The sequence below is a fragment of the Sporolactobacillus shoreicorticis genome (assembly GCF_024125445.1).
Lineage (GTDB): Bacteria > Bacillota > Bacilli > Bacillales > Sporolactobacillaceae > Sporolactobacillus > Sporolactobacillus shoreicorticis.
Genome location: NZ_JAMXWM010000039.1, coordinates 1 through 24999, shown reverse-complemented (window position 1 = coordinate 24999; position 24999 = coordinate 1). Strand labels below are relative to the sequence as shown.

24 protein-coding genes and 1 other annotated feature are annotated in these 24999 nt (G+C 44.3%); of the genes, 1 reads left to right on the top strand and 23 read right to left on the bottom strand.

The features are described 5' to 3' along the window. The coding region (locus NIE88_RS22905; RefSeq protein WP_373689467.1) for an IS3 family transposase at positions 1-139 on the top strand (139 nt) is incomplete at its 5' end. Between the two features lie 124 nt (positions 140-263). Here the strand turns inward: NIE88_RS22905 and NIE88_RS20490 are convergent. The 23 genes from NIE88_RS20490 to NIE88_RS20380 all read right to left on the bottom strand — a co-directional run bounded on the left by NIE88_RS20490 (position 264) and on the right by NIE88_RS20380 (position 24770). Continuing rightward, positions 264-1571 (bottom strand): helix-turn-helix domain-containing protein, encoded by a 1308-nt coding sequence (locus tag NIE88_RS20490; protein ID WP_253065209.1) that lies wholly within the window; start codon positions 1569-1571, stop codon positions 264-266. 1154 nt (positions 1572-2725) lie between these two features. Further along, entirely contained in the window at positions 2726-3574 is an 849-nt protein-coding gene (locus NIE88_RS20485; RefSeq protein WP_373689466.1) for a polyprenyl synthetase family protein, read from the bottom strand. 124 nt (positions 3575-3698) lie between these two features. Continuing rightward, entirely contained in the window at positions 3699-4157 is a 459-nt protein-coding gene (locus tag NIE88_RS20480) for a VanZ family protein (protein ID WP_253065207.1), read from the bottom strand. 350 nt (positions 4158-4507) lie between these two features. Further along, entirely contained in the window at positions 4508-5182 is a 675-nt protein-coding gene (locus NIE88_RS20475; RefSeq protein ID WP_253065206.1) for a DUF3139 domain-containing protein, read from the bottom strand. A 689-nt stretch (positions 5183-5871) separates the two neighbouring features. After that, positions 5872-6516 carry an orotate phosphoribosyltransferase gene (pyrE, locus tag NIE88_RS20470; protein WP_253065205.1) on the bottom strand — a complete coding sequence of 215 codons (645 nt, stop codon included), beginning with the start codon at positions 6514-6516 and terminating at the stop codon, positions 5872-5874. Beyond that, on the bottom strand, positions 6498-7226 hold the full coding sequence (pyrF, locus tag NIE88_RS20465) for an orotidine-5'-phosphate decarboxylase (RefSeq protein WP_290446620.1): 729 nt from the start codon (positions 7224-7226) through the stop codon (positions 6498-6500). Before pyrF ends, pyrE begins: the two co-directional genes overlap by 19 nt. Then, on the bottom strand, positions 7223-8131 hold the full coding sequence (locus NIE88_RS20460; protein ID WP_253065204.1) for a dihydroorotate dehydrogenase: 909 nt from the start codon (positions 8129-8131) through the stop codon (positions 7223-7225). The genes pyrF and NIE88_RS20460 overlap by 4 nt, the downstream gene beginning before the upstream one ends. Further along, positions 8125-8907 (bottom strand): dihydroorotate dehydrogenase electron transfer subunit, encoded by a 783-nt coding sequence (locus NIE88_RS20455; RefSeq protein WP_253065203.1) that lies wholly within the window; start codon positions 8905-8907, stop codon positions 8125-8127. The genes NIE88_RS20460 and NIE88_RS20455 overlap by 7 nt, the downstream gene beginning before the upstream one ends. Continuing rightward, a complete protein-coding gene (carB, locus tag NIE88_RS20450) occupies positions 8904-12146 on the bottom strand; it encodes a carbamoyl-phosphate synthase large subunit (RefSeq protein ID WP_253065202.1) in 3243 nt (1080 codons plus the stop codon). Before carB ends, NIE88_RS20455 begins: the two co-directional genes overlap by 4 nt. Then, positions 12139-13230: a glutamine-hydrolyzing carbamoyl-phosphate synthase small subunit gene (gene carA, locus NIE88_RS20445; protein ID WP_253065201.1), complete on the bottom strand. Its 1092-nt coding sequence runs from the start codon at positions 13228-13230 to the stop codon at positions 12139-12141. The genes carB and carA overlap by 8 nt, the downstream gene beginning before the upstream one ends. A 157-nt stretch (positions 13231-13387) precedes the next feature. Further along, entirely contained in the window at positions 13388-14308 is a 921-nt protein-coding gene (locus tag NIE88_RS20440) for an aspartate carbamoyltransferase catalytic subunit (protein ID WP_253065200.1), read from the bottom strand. A 227-nt stretch (positions 14309-14535) separates the two neighbouring features. Beyond that, on the bottom strand, positions 14536-15072 hold the full coding sequence (gene pyrR, locus NIE88_RS20435; protein ID WP_253065210.1) for a bifunctional pyr operon transcriptional regulator/uracil phosphoribosyltransferase PyrR: 537 nt from the start codon (positions 15070-15072) through the stop codon (positions 14536-14538). 258 nt (positions 15073-15330) lie between these two features. Continuing rightward, positions 15331-16251: an RluA family pseudouridine synthase gene (locus NIE88_RS20430; protein WP_253065199.1), complete on the bottom strand. Its 921-nt coding sequence runs from the start codon at positions 16249-16251 to the stop codon at positions 15331-15333. After that, positions 16244-16705 (bottom strand): signal peptidase II, encoded by a 462-nt coding sequence (gene lspA / locus NIE88_RS20425; protein ID WP_253065198.1) that lies wholly within the window; start codon positions 16703-16705, stop codon positions 16244-16246. Before lspA ends, NIE88_RS20430 begins: the two co-directional genes overlap by 8 nt. A gap of 143 nt (positions 16706-16848) precedes the next feature. Further along, positions 16849-17532 carry a TraR/DksA C4-type zinc finger protein gene (locus NIE88_RS20420; protein ID WP_253065197.1) on the bottom strand — a complete coding sequence of 228 codons (684 nt, stop codon included), beginning with the start codon at positions 17530-17532 and terminating at the stop codon, positions 16849-16851. 164 nt (positions 17533-17696) lie between these two features. Next, positions 17697-20468, bottom strand: coding sequence for an isoleucine--tRNA ligase (gene ileS, locus NIE88_RS20415; RefSeq protein WP_253065196.1), 2772 nt, complete (start codon positions 20466-20468; stop codon positions 17697-17699). Between the two features lie 63 nt (positions 20469-20531). After that, positions 20532-20756 (bottom strand) — a binding site (T-box leader). Between the two features lie 82 nt (positions 20757-20838). After that, on the bottom strand, positions 20839-21360 hold the full coding sequence (locus NIE88_RS20410; RefSeq protein WP_253065195.1) for a DivIVA domain-containing protein: 522 nt from the start codon (positions 21358-21360) through the stop codon (positions 20839-20841). Positions 21361-21396: 36 nt separating this feature from the next. Further along, positions 21397-22170, bottom strand: a complete 774-nt coding sequence (locus NIE88_RS20405) for a YlmH family RNA-binding protein (RefSeq protein ID WP_253065194.1) — start codon at positions 22168-22170, stop codon at positions 21397-21399. A gap of 9 nt (positions 22171-22179) precedes the next feature. Beyond that, positions 22180-22443: a YggT family protein gene (locus NIE88_RS20400; protein WP_290446619.1), complete on the bottom strand. Its 264-nt coding sequence runs from the start codon at positions 22441-22443 to the stop codon at positions 22180-22182. 21 nt (positions 22444-22464) lie between these two features. Continuing rightward, positions 22465-22890, bottom strand: coding sequence for a cell division protein SepF (locus NIE88_RS20395; RefSeq protein WP_253065192.1), 426 nt, complete (start codon positions 22888-22890; stop codon positions 22465-22467). Between the two features lie 15 nt (positions 22891-22905). Further along, positions 22906-23586, bottom strand: coding sequence for a YggS family pyridoxal phosphate-dependent enzyme (locus NIE88_RS20390; RefSeq protein ID WP_253065191.1), 681 nt, complete (start codon positions 23584-23586; stop codon positions 22906-22908). Then, positions 23583-24422, bottom strand: coding sequence for a peptidoglycan editing factor PgeF (gene pgeF, locus NIE88_RS20385; RefSeq protein ID WP_253065190.1), 840 nt, complete (start codon positions 24420-24422; stop codon positions 23583-23585). The genes NIE88_RS20390 and pgeF overlap by 4 nt, the downstream gene beginning before the upstream one ends. Positions 24423-24500: 78 nt before the next feature. Continuing rightward, positions 24501-24770, bottom strand: a complete 270-nt coding sequence (locus NIE88_RS20380; RefSeq protein ID WP_253065189.1) for a YlmC/YmxH family sporulation protein — start codon at positions 24768-24770, stop codon at positions 24501-24503. Positions 24771-24999: the final 229 nt, after the last annotated feature.

The following is a 24999-nucleotide window of genomic DNA, read 5'->3' as shown; positions in this document are numbered from 1 at the left end:
TCACTATCAGACACGCGATAAGCTGGAAACCGCCATGCGTGTGTGGATCAAGTACTATAATGAATCTAGGATCAAAGAAAATCTCGGTGGTCAAAGTCCGATTGACTATCGGATTTCAACCACCGAGCAAGTAGCTTAAAACTATGTCCAACTTTTGGGGTTCACATCAACTTAAGCGGTTTACTAAATTACTCGTGATAATAAAACTGTATGCTATACAATGAAAAACACTTTAAATGTATAGTTACCTAATTAAGAGAGAACTATCTCTCCCCAACCATAAGTATTAATTCCGATGATTCTTTCATGATTTTGAAAGCATTTTTTTGTTTAGATTCAGAAAACAGAATATCGGCTTTTAAATGTAAGCACTTCGCTTTCCAATATGCATCATTTTCCTCTTCAAAATAAACAAGAGCTTCTTGAAGAACTCTTTGTGCTTCAATTGAGTTTTTCTCATTATAATAAACTTTTGAAAAAAGATACTTGAACATTGCTATTAGCTTAGCACTATTAGGTTTTATATTTAATCCCATATTGATCCATTCTTTTGTTTGCTCAAATTCATTAAGCGAAAAAAGTGTCAAAGAAAGTTCATAAATTATATTTTGAATTTGGGTTACTGCATCTAATTTTGAAGCAAGTTCATAACTATTCATTAGTGCAGCATAAGATTGATGTAATTTATTTGTTTTACGATAAACTATGCCCAAATTAAGCAAACACTCAAAGGTTCTTTTTTGGTCATTAATGAGTTTAAACACATCTATTGCCCTTTTAAAGGATATTACAGCTTCTTCATAGTCCTTTGTATATATTTCAGAAACTCCTTTCAACATTAACAAATCACCAAAAGTGTTATTGACTACATTTAAGTTCATAAGACACAATGCTTCAATAACAATCTTATGTCCTCTCTGAAATTCCCTTTTCTTACAATGACAATATGCAAGATTAAAAAGTAATTTAACTTTGGTTGAAGGGTCGATATTTATACTTTTGGCTGTTGTCAGTATATAACCATATAATGCGCGTTCAATGGCTACAGAGTAGTTATCAACTCTTTTATAAGATTCCGATAAGTTTAAATATACTTCAACAAGGCTTTTTAATTGTTTCGATGGATCAAGGAATAAGAGCGATTCTTCAAACATGTCAATTGATCTCAAATAATCTTTACATTTAAGTAAAATTTCTCCCTGAAGTTTTAGTAAAATGCCCTTAAAAATCACATCTCCATCCAATTCGTTCAAAGCCCTTGTCAGGACTGCTTGAGCTTCTTTATACTTGTTCGCTCTGATTAATGTTTGGCAAACAGTAATCTTTTTATCAATAATAACTGAGTATTCGATATTCTGTCCTTTTGATCCTTTTTTAGTGGGATCTTCCATTAAATCACTTGCTGAAACACCCAGTTTTTGGGCAACTATTTCTAACGTTTTGAGAGAAGGTACACTCCTCCCACTCTCAATTAAACTAATCATGCTTCTACTTAATCCTGGACCTGCCAAATCTCCTTGGGTTAATCCATATTCTCGTCTTAATCTTTTGATGTTTTGAATATAATGCATAACTATTTATTTCTCCTTCTAACTATTATGTTTATCAGCATTGACAATTATATCATATGTTAGTAAAATTAAAAATAATAATTACTTGATTTATAGTCTTGTGGTATTAAGCCAATACCTAAATAAGATTTATTTTTTTGTTTCTCATTGATGTTTTAAAAATGAGACAACACTAACCCATAACTTCAAAACTAATAATACGAGGGGGTAAGACTATGCGAAAAATTTATACTTCCGTTTTCCTTGTTACATTTTCCCTTATTGTCTTTTCAGGTTTTTCAAATGAACCTCCAATTTGGCCAGATCTTATTAATTTTACACAGCAAGTCAAATAAAACACTTTATTAAGTGAGAACATTTAAATATTCAGACCAAAAAGATCAATATTACTAGCAGAAATTGAATAAAGGATATTCGACTTACATACTTGGCATATATCGATCCTGTCCCTTCTAATAAATGCTCACACTGGGAAATCTATTTTTAGATGTTCACTGGATGGGCATATTTGTTTTAATATCTAACAATTGAGTCCAGCTCATTGAAATGTCCCATATTAATTCAAAATCGATTGTTGATACGAACATAGTTTATATTCGATAAGTAATCCACATACTAATGTTCAAAAATCTTTATACAAATCAACGCTTTTTCTGCGATTTGAACCGCTTCTGAATGATTCATGCCCACCAACATTACAGCAGTAATGCATGTTTGGTGCTGCCTCGTGAATCCAGCTTTTACAAGCAACGCATAATTGGTATACAGAATCATGATCCACTTACTTACCACTTTTTTGAAGGAGCATGGCATCCATGTAATAACGAATTTATCCGATGAGGACAATGAACCATCCTGCCGCCTGCTTCATTCACTGATCAACTTGCTGAAATGAATAATCATCACATAGGGCACCCGACGCTGTATATTGCGCGGCGAGGATCAAGCGCGTATTTGCCGAAGACATTTGATCATTTGATTCACATTTTTTTCTAGTAAGCTAAGTTTATCGTCAAGTCCTAGTGCATCGTAGCCACCATATTTGAATTAATTTTCTACCGTGAGTTTAGGATACAGCGAATGTAATTTGATGCGGGCATCAGCTGTGGTAAATTGCCACTTGACCGCAATCGACTGAAATTTACATCTTAAGTTTAAATTTGATCTAAATACTTTTTGATTTTTTGTTTGTTCTGCGCATCGATAGGCAACTGATCAATGTACTTTTCTGCTCGCGTTTGCTGCATGGCTTTCATTGCATTTGTGTAGAATACAACACCCGATGCGTTGATCCAGGCCTCAATGCTCGCCTTTTCAGACAGCAGCTGCTCCTTTGACAGTAAGTGGTCATAATAACGCTTCAGTTTTTTCCCATTTTCACTCGGGTGGTCGAGTAAATACATCGTTGCCAGTGTATGCTTTCGTTGAAGCAAGTCATTTTTTCCGTCAAAATGAAGCACATCGTCCAGATCATTCTGCAATTGTGCATTCACGCCAATTGCTACAGCATAGTGTTCAATGCGATCCAAATCGTCTGGAAGCAGGTGACCGGAGCAAAGTGCGCCGGCTAAACACGCCACTGCCGTTAATGAACCGGACTTTTGTTGAATCATCCGCAAATAATCGTCTTCGTTAAGTGGCTTATCTTCAAGATCGGAAAATTGCCCCTGAATCGAACGGCTGATGAATTGAAGCAGCTGTTGCAAGGATTGGCTTTGTTTTCCTAAGTGGCGATAAAGAACAGACAGCGCCATGATGAGGCAGCCATTTTCAATGGTGAGCGCTTGTCCTTCATCATTCATCCATGGCGGACGATCATTATCTTGATCCTGCCAGTCATCTAATAAATCAAAAGAAAGAATGATTAGTTCAACCGCCGCTGCAATTTGATCAATCGATTTGCTTTCACCTTGAAGCATGTCATGGTGCAGCACAGCCAAAGCGCCGAACGGAAAATCATTTTTTTCATGGTAGAACGCATACTCATGAGTTCTTTTTCTCATTTCATCAGAAACAAAAGAGCGATCAATCAGTTGATGGATTGCGCTTCTTATTTGAGGTGAAGCATGATGCGATTTGTCCATCGATCCCCCGCTCCTCTCCATTGTTTATTTATCGCGGCACAAATCAATTCGTTCCTTTTCTTTTAATTGTACTTGGCAGCAAACGACGAAACAGAGTAGCGAATCCAAGATATATCACGTAACCTAAAATTCCTAACGCAGCTCCGGCAGTATTGAGAATCACATCATCAATATCCATGGCCCGCTCTTGAAAAAAGAGCAGATCCGATAAGAATTGCAATACTTCGATAGTCAATGAATAGAGAAAAATGACGAGAAACGCGTGTCTTATTTTAACACGATTAAAAGAGAGCAGAAAAAAACAGAGCGGAGCCAATACAATTATATTTCCTATAATCTGTTGCGTCGCATAATAGGCCGATGGAAAAGCGGAAAATTGCGTCACAAGCGTTCGAAAAGGAATCACATTGATCATAAACAGCAGATTTCGCTCGACATGACGATCAACTAATCCGTACCATAACTGATGTAAATTGATGCCCAGCAACAGAAAAAAAGGCAATCCACGCGTATAATTGAAAAGCCAAGAAAAACAGCATCTGACCGATGCCGCAAATAATTATTCTCCGGGTGATAAACAAAAAAGTCAGTGTGAATAGGATAAGATTAAGCAAAATGCTCAGAAATTCAATCAGTAGATAATGATCAAATCCGTCGATGAAACAAACGATGAAATAAAATAACGCAATGCAACAGAGAAGAAGACAGTCACGGTAACGTTCTTGGTTTCAAAATAGTTTTTCATAAAAAATCCTTTCCAGATCGATAACAGTAATGAAGCAGGGCGGAATGCCTGTGATGGACTATGTATACGGTCGGTTACGCGTAACCACGCACCTTTTTGTCCCTCGCTCATTCGATGTCCTTGGATTGATAGAGTCCAATTCGATGCTTTTGCGACTCGTGACGTTTTTGTTGTTGAATGCTGCTTGAAACCGGATTTTTTGTCCATTTTCTGTATTCCTTTGCTTCTCCAACCGAATCCTTCTTTAATCGCATGAATTCTTTTTCATTGTAGACCTCACGAATTTTCGCGTCTTTATAGTTTCTATAGTCGCTGTCCTTAAAAGCAGAGAAAATCAGGAATCCATCTGCGTCAAGGTTATAACTATACGCATAGTTGCGGTCCTGTTTAAATTGAACCTCGTATTCGTATCCGTCCATTTTCAGATCGGGAAAGGCTCTGTATCTGGTGATGTCTGCGGTTGAAAGTCCTTGCTTTGCCAAATAATTCACGAAAAAAGGATAGGTTTGAGCGGCAGTCCACGGATAAACGTACAGCCAGTTTACATAGGGAAGCGCAGATAGAATCAGGACAATCAACCATTTCCAGCATTGCCTCCATGATCGATAAAAGTAAATTGTCAGACCGTTAATAAACAAGAAGAGAAGTGTGAAAATAATCGTTGCCGCAAGCATACTGTTAAAAAAATCCGCAAACGAGTGTAGACCAACATAATTGTTTAGCGAGAAAAAATAAAGGGTGATCATGAGAAATAAAATGAGGAGGCGTTTTAAATGATTCACTTGAAGTACCCTCCGTTCTTTTTCTTTTATTGTAATCTATTTTTCACGATGAAAACCCGCATATTTTGATGCGTGGTCACGCATTAATCCGCACGTCATTCAAAGCCACCCGAGTGAATGGCTGGTTCGCTTACTCCAAATTCGGTTTTGAATCAGCAACCTTGTGCTTAATGGACACTTCGGCCGCGCGTTTGATGCACTGTCTTTTGTCTGACCGGAAAATCACATTCTTTCATTATTTGGAACAAAACCGAGGTGAAAAATGGTGCTCGTCCGTCTTATGAGTCTTTAATTAAATCTGGCGGAGAAGTAAATAAGCGGAGATTTTCCGGTTATTTACTTCATGGCGCTTGTTTCACGGGCAAATAAGGGTAATTTTTCCGCTTATGCCAAGCAAAAACCTCCATTTTTACGTTTTTCGATTTGATAGACGGAATTTCTCCGTCTATTTAAGCTATTTTTTCGTTCATTTTCGATTTAAGCGGAATTTTTCCGGTTATTTTGCAGATTGGGCGCTTACCTGATCGCCCAACCGTACAGTACGAACTGGGAATCAGCACCTTATATGACTGATCATCATACCAGCAAGGCACAACCTAAACTTTCTTTTCTTGTAAAAAAGTGCCTCAAAGTCAAAAATGGACTTTAGAGACACCTTTTCCTAAATGATTATTTTTCATTAACTTATATTATTGCTTTTGTGCGCACCAGTCTTCGGAAGTCGGGTCTGCATACCAAAGTTTGAGTTGTTCAAGCTGCGCGCCGCTGATTTTACCTTGTTCTTCCGCCAAATGGATCAGCGTTTCAAAATCGGTAAGTGTTGCTAACGATACTTTTTCTTCTTTAAAATTGCTGCTCGCCTGTGGTAATTGATATGTAAAGATGGCGGCAACGCCAAGTACGTCGGCGCCGGCTTCTTCTGCAGCGTGAACCGCGGTCAATACACTTCCGCCGGTTGAGATCAGATCATCAATAACCACGACTTTCTGTCGCGGATTGATAATACCTTCGATTTGCTTTTTGCGGCCGTGCGATTTGGCGGATGAACGAATATAAGCCATCGGCAGCCCCATCGCTTCCGCGATCAAAGCCGCGTGAGGAATGCCCGCTGTTGCTGTTCCGGCGATGACTTCAGCGGCCGGATAATTCTCTTTGATCAGTGCGACAAAAGCGTCGATCACGTCGACGCGGACGTCAGGGTAAGCCAGTATCAGCCGATTGTCGCAATAAACCGGGGACTTGATTCCGGATGCCCATGTGAATGGGTCGTCCGGGCTCAAGACAACGGCGTTTATTTTCAAAAGATCCTGCGCGATTAGTTTGTTGTTTTCCATGTTTGATTCCTCCAATCATCAAGTACCCGCCGGTATGCATCAGCGGGGTCGGCCGCAGCCGTAATACTCCTGCCGACAACAATATAGTCACTTCCGAGTTTACGCGCTTGTGCCGGCGAAGCGACACGCTTTTGATCACCCGCATCATCATCGGTCAATCGAATTCCCGGTGTCACCGCAAGAAACTCGGAGGACGTTTGATTCTTTATCTTTTGGGCTTCCCAAGCCGAGCAGACAACGCCGTCCATTCCGGAAGAATAAGCAAGTGACGCATACTGAGCAATGACCTGATCAATCGGTTGCTTAATTAACAACTCATTTTCAAGCATGGTCTGATCTGTACTTGTCAATTGTGTGACCGCGAGGCAAATCGGGCGTTCGGATTGTGCGCCCTCGCCAAGTCCTTCAGCAGCTGCGCGCATCATTTCGGCACCTCCTGCGGCATGGACATTAATCATATCCGCCCCAAGACGAGCCAACCCCTTCATTGCTCGATAAACCGTATGAGGGATATCATGCAGTTTCAAATCGAGAAAAACCGAATAACCTTCTGATTTAAGAATACGGACGATATCCGCCCCGTTTTGCAGATAAAGCTCCATACCTACTTTTACATAGCAGCCGGGACGTTGGATCTTGTTGAGTATGTGCAGCATCTCATCATTGGATGCCATGTCCAATGCAACAATCAGCTGTTTCTCTTCATTCATTTCTTCCAGCTCCTTCCCACGAGTTCATTAATATCAGAAACACCCATTGCATCCAATTTTTCGGGCAGTTCTTTAATTATTTTCGGGCAGACAAATGGATCGACGAAATTGGCTGTTCCTATGGCAACTGCACACGCTCCTGCCAGGAAAAATTCAATGACATCATCAGCATTCTGAATACCGCCCATGCCGATGATTGGAATCGATACGTTTTGGCTGACTTCATAGATCATGCGGATGGCAACCGGCTTAATCGCCGGGCCACTTAATCCGCCGGTCAGATTGGACAGGAGCGGTTTTCGCGTTCTTAAATCAATGCGCATGCCAAGCAATGTATTGATCATCGACAATCCGTCTGCCCCTGCTTCTTCAACTGCCTTCCCCATCGCGACAATATCCGTAACGTTCGGGGATAGTTTTACATAAACGGGCTTTTCCGATACTGCCTTCACCTTGGCTGTCAGTTCTGCGGCAACTTCGGGAACCGTTCCGAACATGATCCCGCCGTGCTTTACATTCGGACATGAAATATTCAGTTCAAGCGCATTGACGACGGATTGCTGTGACATTTTTTCCGCCGTCAAGACGTAATCCTCCATCTCGCTGCCGGCAATATTTGCAATGACAGGAACCTTATTTTCTTCAAATCGAGGCAATTCTTTTCTAATAATTTCGTCGACCCCGGGATTTTGCAAACCAATCGCATTCAACATCCCGCTTGGCGTCTCAGCGACACGCGGTGTCGGATTGCCATACCGCGGTTGTAACGTTGCCGCTTTAATCGTTACCGCACCAAGTCTATTTAAATCATATAAATTGCCGTATTCCGCACCGAAAGCGAAGCATCCGGAGGCCGGCATAACCGGATTTTTTAAATCCAGACCCGGCAGATGAACCTCTAGCATAATTCAACCTCCCCCGCTTTGAAAACCGGTCCGTCACAGCAGACACGACGGTAGCCTTTTGCATCATTCGCATCCGTTGCACGCGTGACACAGGCCATGCATGCGCCGATGCCGCAGCCCATGCGCTGTTCCAGGGATACAAAGAGTGGCTTTTCAGTAATCGCATGCTCCAGCGCTTTTAACATCGGAATCGGTCCGCATGCGTAAGCAACATCAAAGTCAACTGAATCGAGCACATCGGTGACTCTGCCTCTCCTACCATCTGTGCCATCTTCAGTCATGATGATCGTTCGTCCCGCTTTTTCAAAAGCCATTTGGTAAAAGACGTCCTTTGCAGAACGGAATCCAAGAACATGGGTGACTTGAATTCCTCGCGCATTCAATTCCTGTGACAGACCATAAAGCGGAGGTATACCCACTCCGCCGCCAATGACCAACGCTTTGCCTTGCAAAGGTGTCGCCTCAACAGGAAAACCATGTCCGAGCGGCCCAAGCACATCCACTTTTTCACCAATTCCAGTCTCAGACAATAGTCCCGTTCCTAATCCGCCGCTTCGATAAATCAGTGTCATTGTTTTTTTCGATGGATCAGCAGAACTAATGCTGATCGGTCGCCGCAAAAGCGGAGCGACGGACTGTGATCCCCCACCTACCCTAATATGGACAAATTGTCCGGGTTCGGTGATTGCCCAAACCATCTCGCCTTCCAGCTTTAACTCGAAAATGCAATCAGCAATTTCTTCATGCGCAAGTACCCGCATGTTTTCCTGCATCATTGGGTGACACCTGCTCTATTGCCGCTCCCTTCCAAAACATCTGAGTGATCATCCATCTGCGGCATGCATTCGGTTTGAAAAGCGAGTGATTCAAGGACTTTGAGAAGCGCCTCGGTTGTATCAAGCGATGTCAGACAAACAACGCCGTTTTCAACCGATTCACGGCGTATCCGAAATCCGTCACGTGCCGGACGCTGTCCCTTTGTCAGCGTATTGACCACAAATTGTGCTCCGCCGTGACGGATCACATCGAGAAGATTCGGAGCCTCACCGCCGATCTTATTAACCGTAGTCACCGGGAGCTTGCGTTCGGCGATCATCGCCGCTGTACCTTCGGTTGCCAGAATATTGTAGCCGATGTCATAGAAACGTTTGACAAGCGCGAGCGCTTCTTCCTTATCTTTATCGGCAATCGTAAACAGTACCGATCCATGGGAAGGAATCGTCATTCCGCTTGCCAGTAATCCCTTGTACAATGCCTTCTCTACCGTGACATCCTGTCCCATGACTTCACCGGTTGATTTCATTTCCGGACCCAGTGTTACATCGACACGGCGCAGCTTGGCAAACGAGAAGACAGGAACTTTGACATACACGCCGCGTCTCGGTTCCGGATGGATGCCTGTGTAATAGCCGAGCCTTTCTAACTTTTCACCAAGAATGAGCTTCGTCGCAACTTTTGCCATCGGCACGCCTGTGATTTTGCTCAAAAATGGAACAGTACGACTTGCTCTAGGATTTACTTCAATAACATACACATGATTATTATGAATGATAAATTGGATATTCATCATACCGACAACCTTGAGTCCTCGGGCAATTTTGATCGCCGTGTTGACAACCTCTTGTTTCACTTCGGCTGTTAAGGTCTGCGCCGGGTAGACTGCAATGGAGTCTCCTGAATGCACGCCGGCACGTTCGATATGTTCCATAATCCCCGGAATATACACATTTTCACCGTCGGAAAGCGCGTCCAGCTCGATCTCCGTTCCAATCAGGTAACGGTCAACAAGTACCGGATGATCCGGATTGATTAGGACGGCATGATCCATGTAGTGCCTGAGAGAGGCTTCATTATAAACGATTTCCATCGCGCGCCCGCCGAGTACGTAGGAAGGGCGGACAAGGACAGGGTAACCGAGTCTGCTTGCAATCTTTACAGCCTCTTTCGTTGAAAAGGCCGTATCGCCTGCCGGATGGTCGACGTTGAGTTTAAGAAGAAGCTGCTCAAAGCGGTCACGGTCTTCCGCCTGATCCATCGCATCCAGTGTTGTTCCGAGAATCGTGACACCATTTGCTGCAAGCCCTGAAGCAAGGTTGATTGCCGTTTGTCCGCCGAACTGAACGACAACCCCCTTTGGCTTCTCCAAGTCAATCACATGCATAACATCTTCAAGTGTCAAAGGTTCAACATACAGCTTATCTGAGATACTGAAATCCGTCGACACCGTTTCCGGGTTGTTATTGATCATGATTGCTTCGTAGCCCTGCTGCTTGATAGCCCATACGGCATGTACCGTTGCGTAATCGAATTCGACCCCCTGTCCGATTCGGATCGGACCGGAGCCCAGAACGATGACACTCTCGCGTTCAGAAACTGTGGATTCATTCTCATCCTCATAGCTGCTGTAGTAGTACGGTGTTTCCGATGTAAATTCACCGGCGCAAGTATCAACCATTTTATAAACCGGCCGGATGCCGATTTTCTTACGCCCCTCGGAGACAGCCTCTTCAGTGGTTTTCCAACATTGCGCAATTTTCCAGTCGGAAAAGCCATGCTGTTTTGCTTTAAGAAGCGCAGCTTCGTTATCCGGTGAAGCCGACAGCTCCTTTTCAATCGCGATGATATTGGCAATTTTGTTCAGGAAAAAGCGGTCGATGCGCGTGCATGCCCATATTTCTTCAATATCGGCACCGCGCCGCAGTGTTTCAGCGATTAAGAATAAACGGCGGTCATCCTTCTTTTTGATAATGTTGAATAGATCCTCCATACTCATGTCGTTCGTTTCTTTAAGCTCCAGATGCATGGTTCCGTTTTCGAGCGAACGAACTGCTTTTAAAATGGATTCTTCAAAATTGCGGCCCATAGCCAAAACTTCGCCGGTCGCTTTCATTTGCGTGCCAAGTGTTCGTTTGGCGTCATCAAATTTATCAAAAGGCCAGCGTGGAATTTTCGTGACGACATAATCGAGCGTCGGTTCAAAGCTTGCATACGTTGTACCGGTCACGGCATTCTTAATTTCATCCAGATGATAGCCGGCCGCAATTTTTGCCGCTACTTTAGCAATCGGATACCCGGTTGCTTTCGATGCAAGAGCGGATGATCGGCTGACACGCGGATTGACTTCAATGATATAATAGCGGTCGCTGTGCGGATCTTGAGCAAGCTGTACATTGCAGCCGCCTTCAATCTTTAACGCACGTACGATTTTCAATGACACACTTCTAAGATTCTGAAGATCGCGGTCACTCAATGTCTGGCAAGGAGCAGTGACGATTGAGTCGCCGGTATGGATCCCGACCGGATCGATATTTTCCATATGGCAGACGGAAATTGCGCCGTCATTGGCATCGCGCATCACTTCAAATTCAATTTCCTTAAAACCAGCAATACTTTTTTCAATCAATACTTGAGTGACCGGACTTAGTTTCAATCCGTTCTCCGCGATCGTGTCAAGCTCTTCGTCCGTCGAGGCAATTCCGCCGCCTGTTCCGCCCAAGGTGAACGCGGGACGAATAATCACCGGCAGGCCCACTTTTTTAACAAAAGCTTGGGCTTCTTCTAGATTCGTGACAATTTCGCTTGGCGGCACCGGCTCATCGAGCGAAATCATCAAGTCACGGAATTTCTCGCGATCTTCGGCCTGTTCAATGCTGTCGAGGTTTGTTCCGAGAAATTGAACGTTTAATTCATCCAGCACACCTGACTGATGCAGTTGAACCGCAAGATTAAGACCGGTCTGTCCGCCCAGTGTCGCAAGCAGACCGTCCGGATGCTCTTTACGAATAATCTTGCTGACAAATTCTACGGTCAGCGGTTCAATATAGACACGGTCGGCGATGTCGGTATCGGTCATGATTGTTGCCGGATTTGAATTAACGAGAACGACTTCATAGCCTTCCTCCCGCAATGATTGACAGGCCTGCGTGCCGGAGTAATCAAATTCGGCAGCCTGTCCAATAATAATCGGTCCTGAACCGATAACCAATATTTTTTTTATATCTGTACGCTTAGGCAAGCTCCGCACCCTCTTTCTTGTTTGCTTCCATCATGCTGAGAAATTCATCGAAAAGATCCTGGCTGTCGCCTGGTCCCGGAGAGGCTTCCGGGTGGTATTGAACACTGAACGCCGGATATTTGGTGTGACGCAAGCCCTCGATCGTTCCATCGTTAATCGCTACATGGGTGATTTCCAAATCGGTATTTTTAAGCGATTCTTTTTCCACCGTGAAGCCGTGATTTTGTGACGTAATGACAAACTTGCCGGATCTCAGGTTTTTCACCGGATGGTTCACACCGCGGTGGCCGAAACGCATTTTAACCGTATTCGCACCTGACGCGAGTGCAAACAGTTGGTGCCCGAGGCAAATGCCGAATACCGGGATTTTTCCAAGCAAGTCACGAACCGTCTCAACGGCTTCAGGTACTTCTTTGGGATCTCCGGGGCCGTTGCTGAGCAGGACACCGTCCGGATGAAGTTTCACTATATCTTCTGCTGTTGTCTGATAAGGAACGATGACAACATCAAAGTTTCGTTTAATGCATTCTCGAAGGATACCTTGTTTCGCGCCAAAATCAACGAGGACCACACGCGGTCCCGAACCTGGCGTGACATAGGCGGATTTCGTTGAAACTCGGCTGATCTGATCCGTAGGTAGCGGCCATTGTTTTAATTCTTCAGCGACTTTGATCGGGTCTGCATCTGCGGAAACTATTTTCCCCCGCAAGGTGCCGTATTCACGAATAATCTTCGTCAGCTTTCGCGTGTCGATTCCTTCAATTCCCGGTACATCGTATTCTTCCAGCCATTCACTGAGCGTTTTTTCCTTCTGCCAGTGAGAGGGTGTTTTGGCAACTTCCTTAACAATCAGTCCTGAAATGCTGGGACGTGCCGATTCATTATCCGAACGATTGATTCCATAGTTTCCGATCAGCGGATAAGTCATGGTGACAATTTGTCCGCAATAGGACGGATCTGTAATCAATTCCTGGTAGCCGGTCATCCCTGTATTAAAAACGACTTCGCCTTTCACATCGGAGCTGCTGCCGAATCCTTCGCCGACAAACGCTGTTCCGTTTTCCAATACAAGCTGTCTTTTCAATTGATTACCACTCCTTTTACACAAATATAAAGACTTAATGAAATTCAGTGTACGCGGTCCGGCCGAACGCCGTTTGCCGCGGCTTACCGGAACCTAGGCTATCCATGACCGTCGTGACGGCGGCTTCGCTAAGCTTTCTAATTGCGAATGAACCTTCTTACAATTTTTCCGCGACAGGTTCAACTCGCATTTTAGTGTCGGTACTGATGGCCCATTCCAATGCTGCCATCCGTGCAAAGACACCATTCTTGATCTGCTTAAAATAACGTGAACGTGTGCTTTCCACCAGCTCATCATCCATTTCCACGCCGCGATTAATTGGGCCCGGATGCATGATAATGCTCTCCGGTTTCATTCTCAGCGCGCGTTCCGCGGTCAGTCCGTATCGTTTATGGTAGTCTTCCCTTGGCATGTTCATGGCATGTTCATGGCGCTCATGCTGAATACGGAGCATGATCACGGCATCCGCCTCTTCAATCGCCTCATCGACCGTTACATATGTGCCGGGAAGCGATTCATTCCGCCATGCATCCGGACCGGAGAGCAGCACGCGGCACCCCAACCGATTCAATACTTCAGCATCTGATTTTGCAACTCTGCTGTAGCGCAGGTCGCCGATAATCGCAACAGTAAGTCCGCGCAGCATCATAAATTCCTGTCGCAGAGTCAAGAGATCAAGCAAGGCTTGTGTCGGATGATCTCCCGCCCCGTCTCCCGCATTAAGAATCGAAAGATCGATTCTTCCGAGGGCTTTATAGTAGCCCAGTTCCTGATGGCGGATGACTACTGCTTTTGCCCCGAGTGATTCCATTGTGCGCACCGTATCGTAAAGGGTTTCACCTTTGAGTGCGCTCGATGTTTTGCTGCTGAAGTTAAGAATCTGATAGCCGAGCCTCTTTTCAGCTGTCTCAAAGCTGAAGCGCGTACGTGTGCTTGGTTCATAAAAGAGATTGGCAACCAAGGTGTGGTTAGGTTCGGCCCAGCCTTCATCGTTCATCTCTTTTATTTGCTGTGCACGATCAAGAATCGAATTGATTTCTATTATCGAAAGATCATTCAAACGAAGCAGATTGGCCATCTGAAAATCCCCCTTTAGTCTTTAATGTGCGCCTAATTGCGTTGCATAAACTTTTTCCCGATAAAATCAGACGTTATTGTCTGATCCAATAAATCTTCATGAGCGAACAAAAACCTCTTCATCAAAAATCTGACAAAGAGGTTGTACAAAAAAAGCCGTATTGCGCTCAATCACTCTTTATCAGTCTCTCTGGACTGCCTTTAAAAGGTGTTCAACGTTCTGCTTTATTAACTTGTCGCTCGGATCGTCACTGTGTCCTTACGGTCCACTTCGGTCAGCTGAACGGCAATTTCTTCTTCTTTGGACGTAGGAACATTTTTTCCAATATAATCGGGGCGAATAGGCAATTCACGATGGCCGCGATCGATTAATACCGCCAATTGAATGCGCTGAGGGCGCCCGAGATCCATCAAGGCATCCATTGCTGCCCGGATGGTTCGGCCCGTATAGAGTACATCGTCCACCAGAATCACTGTCTTTGATTCAATCGAGATCGGCAGCATGCTTCCGATCAGTTCCGGATCATCCGATTTCTTCTTTAAGTCGTCGCGATAGAGCGTTATATCCAGCTCTCCGACAGCGACATCCTTCTTTTCAATTGATTTGATGCGTTCGCTGAGACGTTTAGCCAGATAGATGCCTCTCGTCTTGATTCCGACAAGAACAACCGAATCCACGCCTTCGTTGCGTTCGATCATCTCGTGTGCAAGTCGAGTCAGTGCCCGCGCAATCGCCTTTTCATCCAATATTTCTTTCTCTTCCAAAAGCTCTTCACCCGCCGTTTGCTTGCGGTCATTACATTTAAATGTTTTCTTGCCGACGGCATAAAAAAAGTCTTGCCGTTTAGAGCAAGAGACCGCAGTGCTGCCAATAGTCATTGACATTCATCACCCTTCTTAGTCTCTCGGGACTAAAATTAAAAGGAATTCATTCAGTTCATTTAAGCTATTGCAAGTATGCCAAATGAGCGATGATTTGTCAATGAACAATTAACCTTTTGTTCCGTTTTATGAAAAAATTTTTTATATAAATTTTCCTGCTCGAAGATCTTCAAGCAGCTTCTCCATATCATTGGGAAGCGGTGCCTGAAAAAGCATGAATTTATGTGTGGCCGGATGGCTGAATCCAAGTTCCGCAGCATGAAGCGCCTGGCCTTCAATCGGCAGTGTCTTTCGTGGGCCATATTTGGGATCACCGGCAAGAGGGTGCCCGATGTACGCCATGTGAACACGAATCTGATGGGTTCGTCCCGTTTCGAGCCTGCATGCAACATACGTATATTTTGCAAAGCGTTCAATAACTTTAAAATGGGTAATCGCAGACTTGCTGTTCTTATCGGTGACCGCCATTTTCTTTCGATCTTTATCGGCACGACCAATCGGAGCGTCAATGGTGCCTGCATCATTAGGAAGATTTCCATGAACGATCGCTAAATACATGCGCTTCGTTGTCTTATCTTTTAACTGCCTGGCGAGCGAACGATGCGCCTCATCCGTCTTGGCTACCATCAGAAGTCCCGAGGTCTCCATATCGATACGATGCACAATTCCGGGACGCATCACACCATTAATTCCGGATAAGTCATGGCAATGATGAAGCAGAGCATTGACTAAAGTTCCGTTCATATGGCCCGGTGCCGGATGAACAACCATCCCTCTCGGCTTGTTAACAACAATGACAGCAGCATCTTCATAAACAATATCAAGCGGAATGTCTTCAGGAACAACATCAAGCGGTTTGGGTTCCGGCAAGTGAACAGAGACCTGATCACCCGTTTTCATTCGATAACTCGTTTTGACTCCGGCCCCATTGACTACAATCTGTCCATCCTTAATAAGCTGCTGAATTCTGCTTCTTGATTCATTTGCAATCTCGCCGCTCACCCAACTGTCAATCCTTCTGCCCTCATCTTGTTCTTCAACGAATCGCAAGAAATCAGGCATTGTTTTCCTTCTTCCCGTCGAGAAACAAATAAATGATGAGCAGTACGACGCCGATAAAAAGTGAGGAATCTGCAAGGTTAAAAACCGGAAAACTATAGCGAACAATATAAAAATGTATAAAGTCGACAACTTCGCCACGGAACAGCCGGTCGACAAAGTTCCCGAGTGTCCCTCCCATAATGATTCCCAAGGAAATCCCCAGAAGAGGCTGCTTTCTTCCTAACTTCTGCATGTAATAAACAACAACAGCCAATACAATGACCGTGATGATGAAGAAGAAAATAAATTGTCCTTCCAGCATACTCCATGCTGCTCCGTTATTACGGACTGATGTCCAGTAAAAAAAACCGGGGATAATCGGTGTGCTCTCACCAAGTGCCATATTATGTACGACAAGATATTTCGAAAGCTGATCAATAAGTAAAACAATCAATGCAAGTGCGTAGTAAATCATGAACAGGTTCCTCCAACACGCGTTAATTTCCAAACAAGCCTAAAATCAATTTTTCCTATTTTATCCTAAATTTTAGCATAGATTGATTAAAAGATATATGTATGCAGCAGCGATCATTTGATCTGCTGCTGCAATTTGAATAATCACCCGATCGGATTCAGATCATCGTCCTCATTTTCCGCCGACCAATGATCATAATGATGATTTTTCATAATTTGGATCTCGTCGTCGCCGGAAAAACCGTTAATATCGGTTGCCGCAAAAGCCTCCAGTTCTTCAACGAACCCAATGCCTTCCTCGTCATCACTGTACGGTGCATCTTCAAAAATGCCTTCCTGATCATTGTATTGGGAGACGATGTCAAAGGCATTCTGTTCATTATATCCGTCGCTTTCAAAATCAGTTATTCCCTGCTTTTCCAAATCCATTATGACCGTTTCTTCAACAGGGCGCACAGATCTGCTGTGAACAGTATCTGAGCGGCTTGCCACTGTTCGCGCCGTGGGTAAAGCGTTTAACCGTGCGCGGGGTATTTTCTCGCCGGTTTTCTCGTCGTATCCATATGTGCCAAATTGAATTTTCTCTAAAGCATGATTAATTTCTTCATATTCTTTTTGCTCCAGCTTATGAAATGCCAGATCTTTTTCCCGATCATAAAGCTGCGTCGCCGATTCGGCCGGATGGTTGTCATAAGCAGACAATTCTCCGGAAGCAATATCTGATACGGAGCCAAGTTCGGTCGCTGTCTCCATATCATGATTCAGCTTCTTTTCAAGTTCATTTTTTCGCTTGAGCAGTCTTTTTTTTATTTGCTTGTAACCCCACATCTATAGAAAATCCCCCTTTGCTTCCGCGCACATTTCTTAGTGTGGGGATAAAGGAGGATTTTTAGCCCGCGTAATATTTACGCGGATTGGTAATGATTTTCTTAATGAATGATGTCAAAGCCGACATCCGTACTGTGAACGGTCACAGCCGGGCAAAAAATGACTCAATCAAGCGTTACACCCGCATAATCATGGCGGACCGTTTCCGCACAATGGCTGCACAGAGTCGGGTGCTCCGAATCTTCACCAACCGATGGCAGAATGGACCAGCAACGTTCGCATTTTTTTCCTTCGGCCGGAGCTACAAGGACGGCAAGTCGTGCATACCGATCAGCAGCTTCCGGCGCGTTTTCGCTTTCTTTAACAGCAACCTGCGATACAATCAGAAGCTTATCAAGACGGTCAACATTTTTTAGGAACGCGGTTTCCGGCGTTACAAAAAGCGTTACGGAAGCTTCAAGTGATTTCCCGATTAATTTAGCGTCACGTGCTTTTTCCAGCGATTTGAGCACATCATCGCGCACCGCTACAAGTGCCGCCCATTTTTGTTCCAGTGCTTCCGCATCGGCAATTTTCTCAGTTTCCGGCATATTGGTAAGCTGTACATATTGAGAAGCTTCGGCCGCGCCGGGAATATGCTGCCAGATTTCCTCCGCCGTATGGGGAATAATCGGCGAAAGTAATTTGGTCAGCGCAACAACCGTCTTATAAAGAACAGTCTGCGCAGAACGACGAACTAACGATTCTTTAGGTTGAACATACAATGCGTCCTTCGCAATATCCATATAAAATGCACTCAAATCAAGTGAACAATAATTTTGAAGTGCCTTGTACACGTTCAAAAATTGATAGTCCTCATAATTTTTTAGGCAAGTTTCAATAAATTGATTCAGTTTCACAAGCATATATTGCTCAAGTTCCGGCATATCTTGTGTAGGAACTGTTTTATCCACGGTGAAATCGCTCAGATTGCCAAGCATGAATCGGACAGTGTTGCGGATTTTACGATAAACTTCTGCGACCTGACCGAGAATTTCATTGGATACCCTTGCATCAGCCTGATAATCAACCGATGCTACCCAAAGTCGGATGATGTCCGCGCCGTATTGCTGCATGACCTTCATTGGATCAATAACGTTGCCAACAGATTTGCTCATTTTCAATCCTTTACCGTCAAGCGTAAACCCATGGCTGAGCACTTGTTTATAGGGTGCGTGACCGGTGACGGCAACAGCAGTGGCAAGGGACGAATTGAACCAGCCGCGGTATTGATCGGAGCCTTCAAGATACATATCGGCAGGCCGGCGAAGACCTTCACGGGTCGTCAGAACACCTTGGTGCGATGAACCGGAATCGAACCAAACGTCCATGATATCGGTCTCTTTCCTGAAGATGCCGTTCGGGCTGTGTTCTGATGTAAATCCTTCCGGTAGCAAATCCTTCGCATCCCATTGAAACCAGATGTTCGATCCATGCTCGCGGAACAGATCCGCAACATGCTGAATCGTTTCATCAGTAACGATCGGTTCGCCGTCCTCACCATAAAATACGGGAATCGGAACGCCCCATGCGCGTTGACGCGAAATACACCAATCCTCACGATCTTTGATCATATTCGTCATCCGTACATCACCCCATGACGGAATCCAGCGCACTTCATGAATCGCTTTTAAAATATCGTCGCGGTAAGCCTTGATTGAAGCAAACCATTGTTTTGTTGCCCTCCAGATAACCGGTTTTTTGGTTCGCCAATCATGAGGGTAGGAGTGAGTAAATGTGCCGGCCTTAAGCAATGCATTGACTTCTTTAAGCTTTCCAATGACCGGTTCGTTTGCTTTCTCATAGAATATGCCTTCAAAGCCGGGCGCTTCATCCGTCATGCAGCCACGGTCGTCCACCGGGCAGAGAATATCCAATCCATACTTCTTCCCGACATAAAAGTCGTCGGCACCGAATCCCGGGGCGGTATGCACGCAGCCGGTACCAGCATCCAGAGTCACGTGATCACCGAGAATCATCAAGGACGGACGATCATAGAACGGATGGCGGCAGACGACATGTTCCAAATCTTTACCGCTGAACGTGCGCAGCACTTGAGGATTTTCCCATTCAAATGTTTTTGTCAGTGACTCAATCAAATCGGCTGCCACGACAAATTTATGATCCGCGGCCTGAACGACACTGTATTCGAACTTCGGATTGACAGCAATGGCAAGGTTGGCCGGCATTGTCCAAGGAGTCGTTGTCCAGATAATCACTTCTTCATCTGAATTCAGGACGCCTTTCCCATCGATTACATGAAAAGCAACATAAATAGAGTAAGACTTAACGTCCTTATACTCAATTTCAGCTTCGGCAAGCGCAGATTCTGAAGAAGGGGACCAGTAAACGGTTTTTTTATCTTTATAGATATAACCCTTCTTAGCCATTTCACCGAAGACTTCGATCTGCTCTGCTTCAAATTCCTTATGCAAGGTCAGATAAGGATGATCCCAGTCTCCGCGAACGCCAAGCCGCTTAAACTGCTTTTTTTGATGCTCTACCTGTCCGAGCGCATATTCTTTGCACTTTTCGCGAAGATCGGCCACCGACATCTTTTTGCGGTCGATTCCCTGCTTGGCAAGCTGCTGTTCGATCGGCAGCCCATGCGTATCCCAGCCGGGTACATAGTAGGCTTTATAACCGGTCATGGACTTAAACCGAGTAATGATGTCCTTAAGCACCTTATTTTCAGCATGACCGATGTGAATATTGCCATTAGCGTAAGGAGGTCCGTCGTGTAAAATAAACGTTGGTTTTCCTTCGTTCACCTTTAAGGATTGTTCATAAATATGATCCTGATCCCACTGTTCCTGCATTTGTGGTTCTTTTGTTGGAAGACTGCCGCGCATTTTAAAGTTCGTTTTCGGCATCAGTAGTGTCTTCTTGTATTCCATTGTAAAACGCCTCCATCGTCTTTCTGTTTTTCTTTACACCTATATAAAAAGGCCCTTACATCCCAAAGGGACGGAAGGACCGCGGTACCACCCTAATAGCAGACAAAATCTGCCACTCATGATTATCTTAACGCGAATAAACGTCGGATCTTACTGACACGGCCGTGCCATGCGTTCAAAACCAAACTCAAGGGTGATCTTCTTCATTACCGTCCGCACCAGGCTCGCACCTTCTCCCGGCTCGCTTTGTGACCTTGCAATGAATACTTTCCCTCTCACAGAAATAGCCAATACTATAATTGCCGCAGTATCTTAAACTCGTCTTCAGCAATGTTTATGTAAGACAGTATATGCAATCAAACGCCTTGCGTCAAGCTTGTGACTGAATCACATCGTCTTTTTGCGGACTTTCCGCGTTATCGTCATCATTTCCTGCAGACATGCTCTTCCAATCATCACTTTTAAGCAGCTCAAGCTGCGCTTCGATCAGCATCTGGAAACGAGTCCGATATACATTCGCTTCTTTTTTCAATTCTTCGATATTCAACGTGACTTTGCGAGACTTTTCAAGTGCTTCATTGATAATTCGATCCGCGTTTTTCTTTGCTTCCATCACAATCAGTTTCGCTTCTTTATTTGCGTTCTGCTTCACTTCCTCTGCCGTTTCCTGGGCTACAAGAATACTTTTGTTCAACGTCGTTTCGATATTGGAGAAGTGACTCAGCTTCTCGTCCGAATTCTTAATTTTTTGCTCTAGATCCTTTTTTTCACGAATCAGAGCTTCATAATCCTTAATAATCTGATCAAGAAAGTCGTTCACTTCGTCTTCATCATATCCGCGAAATCCGCGCGAAAACGATTTATTATGAATATCCAAGGGTGTCAATGGCATCCTAGTCACCTCCAAGTCATTTTACAAACAATTCGTTTATTTAAGTTTACCATATTGTATCCGAATTTTGTTCTTTTTTGTCAAGCCTCCGCTCGATATTATTTTACTGCGACCGAATCCTCGGAGCGACAGACAATCTCCTTCGCAAATCTCGAAATCGCGTTTCTCAACAATTTTCCAGTTAACTTTTACAAATCCCTTCGTAATGAGTTCCGAAGTCTTTGCTCTGGGCAAATGATAAACCTCAGACAGGACAGTGTCCAGTCTCAAAGAAGATATCGTCCCGTCAAAATTTTGCCAATCATCAACACCATGTAAGAGTGCCTGCCTTTTGATCGGTACGCAGGAAACACTCATTTTTCCGACAGAATTAAGATTAAGCGCAAAGTAAGGCTCCAGCTCTTCTGTACAAATAAATTGCGCATGCCCTTCTTCAATAAGCAGGTCACCGATTTTATCTCTTGAAACACCGGTTCCGATCAACGAACCGAGAAGCTGGGGATGGGTAATCATACCGAACTTTGACGGATAGCGTACTTCCAAATAGGAAAGCTGAAACGGATTGTCTTTCTCTTCGGCATACTTGGGAAGAATTAAAGCCCGTGCGCGTTCCGCCTGGTCATAACCGCCGAAAAAAGAAAGACGAACGTCATCTCGGCTCCCAATCACCGATTTCAGAATAATCTGTTGCCGCGGATCTAAAAAATCAGTTCGTTTAGATACATAACGCTCTGCAGCTTGGTCTCGCAAATCTGAAAAATGGTCAATCAAGCTGCGTTCCTCCGGTCTAAAATGCTCATATATGGACATGGTGAGGCCTCACGCAAAAAGATAGGCTAAATAGTAGATGCCTCTCGTCGCAAGCCGCAAAACAAAAAACGCAATGATCGGGGAAATATCGATCACACCGCCAATCGGAGGAATGATTCTGCGAAAAGGCGACAAAAACGGTTCGCAAACATTGGCAAACAGCCTTCCAATCGATGAGTCCTGTACACTTGGAACCCATGACATTAGAATGTATATAATCAATATCCATGAATAAATATTAATGACTTGCGAGAGATAGTAAGCAATTACCAATCCATTCACCTCATATTTTGATTAATTTTCCGGCCAATTACTGATCATGCCTGATATATCCACTTGTTCCGGCGCAAAAAGAAAAGTGTTTTTTCCAATCTTTCGTATTTGCGCATTTAATGCAAAAGCAGTTCCTCCCATAAAGTCAAGGATTCTTTGACCATGCTCCTTGCTTGTCCCTTGGAGGCTGCATATGATCGTCTGCTTATTTTTTAGATAGCCGACAATCTCTTCAACCTCTTCAAACCGCTTAGGTTCAACGAGAACAACCTTGTTTTGCTTATGAACATTCTGAATCGCAACAATTCTGCCGCTTTTTTCCATTCTGCGTTGTTCTTGAGCCGGCTGGCCTCCTTCCGACTCACGCACTGAGGACATTGGGCTTTCTGAGCGTTCCACAGTTTCTTCAAGGTCAAAGAATCGTTTGAATGTGCCTTTAAGACCCATGATTCCCGTCTCCTTTCATTCATTGCCTACAAGTGACGTACCTATTCGAACAAAAGTCGCGCCTTCTTCAACAGCAATCTCATAGTCATGTGACATACCCATAGAAAGTTCAGTGCACGGAGCGTAATGAATCTTGCGATCCTGAATACGATCACGCAAAATACGCAGTCGATGAAAGACGTGACGAATCACATCACGATCCCCCGTATTCGGTGCCATGGTCATCAGGCCAACAACACGAAGATGTTCATAGCTAGCTAACGCATCGATAAACGAATCAAGCTGATCTTCGGTAATGCCGTGTTTTGACTCCTCACCGGAAATATTTATTTCGACAAAACAATTTAATGTTCCTTCTTTTATTCGTTTATTTAACTCATTCGCCAGTTTCAGACGATCCAGTGCGTGAAAATAATCGATTTTCCCCATAACATCTTTTACTTTTCGCGTCTGCAAAGTGCCAATCAAATGCCATGTAACCCGGTCATCATGAATGAATTCCTGTTTCTCAAGCAAACCTTCTTTCCTGTTTTCCGCAAGATGGAAGATCCCGTTGTCTACTGCCTCCTGCGCTCGGTCCGTTGATACATATTTAGTAACCGCGATTACGGTAACATCCTCAGTATTCCGTCCGGAACGCTCGCAAGCGTCTTTAATTGTTGCCTGCACTTGTTTTAAATTTTCCGCAACGTTCACGATTCATTGTTCTCCTTTTCCTTCATTCCAATATAGCCCAACATTCGACCGGTCTTTCCTTGGTCGCGCCGAAAAGAATAGAACAGGTCGGGATGAGCATACGTATTGTAACCGGTCATTTGAATTTGGTTCTCCGGCACTCCGCTTGCAACGAGGATCGATCGATTCAATGTTTTCAAATTAAGAAGATAGCGTCCCCCGCCATAATCTGCTACAGCTGTTTTCCAGATGGAGCGATCAAGTTTTTGAACTTCATTGATTACGTTTTGATCAACCTCATAATCTTCACTTCCAATTGAAGGACCGATGACGACGTGAATCAAGGAAGGAGCTATGCCGAGTTCATGGCTCATGTATTCCACCATGCAGGCTGCACCTCCTGCTACCGTTCCTCTCCAGCCCGCATGCATGATACCGATCGAATCCGGGTGGTGCGTTTGATAATAAATAGGGACGCAGTCAGCAAAACAAAGCGCGAGTAAGAGATTCGGTTCAGTTGTAAACAAGCCGTCCACACCTTTGACCACCGAATGAAGTGAAAACGCACCTGATCCCGCGGAATCGTTCGTAATTCTGGAAATGCCCGTACCGTGCACTTGCTCCGCGCAAACCCACTGCTCAAGCGGAAACCCGATTTTTTTTGAAACATGCCGTCGATTGGCAATCACATCTTCAGGCCTGTCACCGACATGAAGGCCTAAGTTCATGGAAGAAAAAGCGCTTCGGCTTATTCCCTCTGTTCTCAATGTGATCCCCGAATAGATCTCGTGGGTTTCACTTGATTCCGTTTTTAAATTCAGCAACGGACCGTTTCGAAATGAAAAAGGTTCTTCCACCGCATTTCTTCCCCTCATCGCCACAATGACCAATCTTTTGTTTTCATTTTACCATAATCAACAAAAAAACGCTTCACTTCATGAATCTTCGCGTTTAATCGTCGAATCGTGATCACTATAGAAACGCACAAGAATTACATCAGCCCCAATTCTGACAATGTTGCTCCAAGGCACGACAATGTCTTCATCTTTCCCAAAAAAGCCCATAATCTTTCCCGCACCCGGTATGATTAAGTTATCAATCTTGCCTGATGATAAATTTACATCTAGATCGCCAATATGTCCTAATCGTTTGCCATTCTCAACATTAACGACTTCTTTTGTCTGAAAATCAGAAATTCTAGGCATGCCGATTCCTCCTCTACTGTCCTTAATATATGGGCGAGCAGCAGCATTGAGAAGTCATTTTCGCATTTCATTACCTAGGAAACAGTCGATTTAAAATCACGTTCGCAAGTTGCCGGTCACAATTTATTGGCCATTCACAAAACACTTAAACCTTTCACATTTTCCGCCTGAAGAAAAATTCACCAGTCTGATAAATCCATATAAATCCGTTGTTTAGCATTGCCAGAGC

What these genes read in the sequence shown, in the direction of transcription:
- NIE88_RS20395 (WP_253065192.1), bottom strand. Translation starts at nt 22,890, where the DNA reads ATGGGTCTTAAAGGCACATTCAAACGATTCTTTGACCTTGAAGAAACT.
- NIE88_RS20410 (WP_253065195.1), bottom strand. Translation starts at nt 21,360, where the DNA reads ATGCCATTGACACCCTTGGATATTCATAATAAATCGTTTTCGCGCGGA.
- NIE88_RS20485 (WP_373689466.1), bottom strand. Translation starts at nt 3,574, where the DNA reads ATGAGAAAAAGAACTCATGAGTATGCGTTCTACCATGAAAAAAATGAT.
- lspA (WP_253065198.1), bottom strand. Translation starts at nt 16,705, where the DNA reads ATGATTTACTACGCACTTGCATTGATTGTTTTACTTATTGATCAGCTT.
- pyrF (WP_290446620.1), bottom strand. Translation starts at nt 7,226, where the DNA reads ATGAATGAAGAGAAACAGCTGATTGTTGCATTGGACATGGCATCCAAT.
- NIE88_RS20440 (WP_253065200.1), bottom strand. Translation starts at nt 14,308, where the DNA reads ATGGCCAATCTGCTTCGTTTGAATGATCTTTCGATAATAGAAATCAAT.
- NIE88_RS20460 (WP_253065204.1), bottom strand. Translation starts at nt 8,131, where the DNA reads ATGCTAGAGGTTCATCTGCCGGGTCTGGATTTAAAAAATCCGGTTATG.
- NIE88_RS20420 (WP_253065197.1), bottom strand. Translation starts at nt 17,532, where the DNA reads ATGTGGGGTTACAAGCAAATAAAAAAAAGACTGCTCAAGCGAAAAAAT.
- NIE88_RS20405 (WP_253065194.1), bottom strand. Translation starts at nt 22,170, where the DNA reads ATGTCCATATATGAGCATTTTAGACCGGAGGAACGCAGCTTGATTGAC.
- NIE88_RS20430 (WP_253065199.1), bottom strand. Translation starts at nt 16,251, where the DNA reads ATGCCTGATTTCTTGCGATTCGTTGAAGAACAAGATGAGGGCAGAAGG.
- ileS (WP_253065196.1), bottom strand. Translation starts at nt 20,468, where the DNA reads ATGGAATACAAGAAGACACTACTGATGCCGAAAACGAACTTTAAAATG.
- NIE88_RS20490 (WP_253065209.1), bottom strand. Translation starts at nt 1,571, where the DNA reads ATGCATTATATTCAAAACATCAAAAGATTAAGACGAGAATATGGATTA.
- pyrE (WP_253065205.1), bottom strand. Translation starts at nt 6,516, where the DNA reads ATGGAAAACAACAAACTAATCGCGCAGGATCTTTTGAAAATAAACGCC.
- NIE88_RS20380 (WP_253065189.1), bottom strand. Translation starts at nt 24,770, where the DNA reads ATGCCTAGAATTTCTGATTTTCAGACAAAAGAAGTCGTTAATGTTGAG.
- NIE88_RS20455 (WP_253065203.1), bottom strand. Translation starts at nt 8,907, where the DNA reads ATGATGCAGGAAAACATGCGGGTACTTGCGCATGAAGAAATTGCTGAT.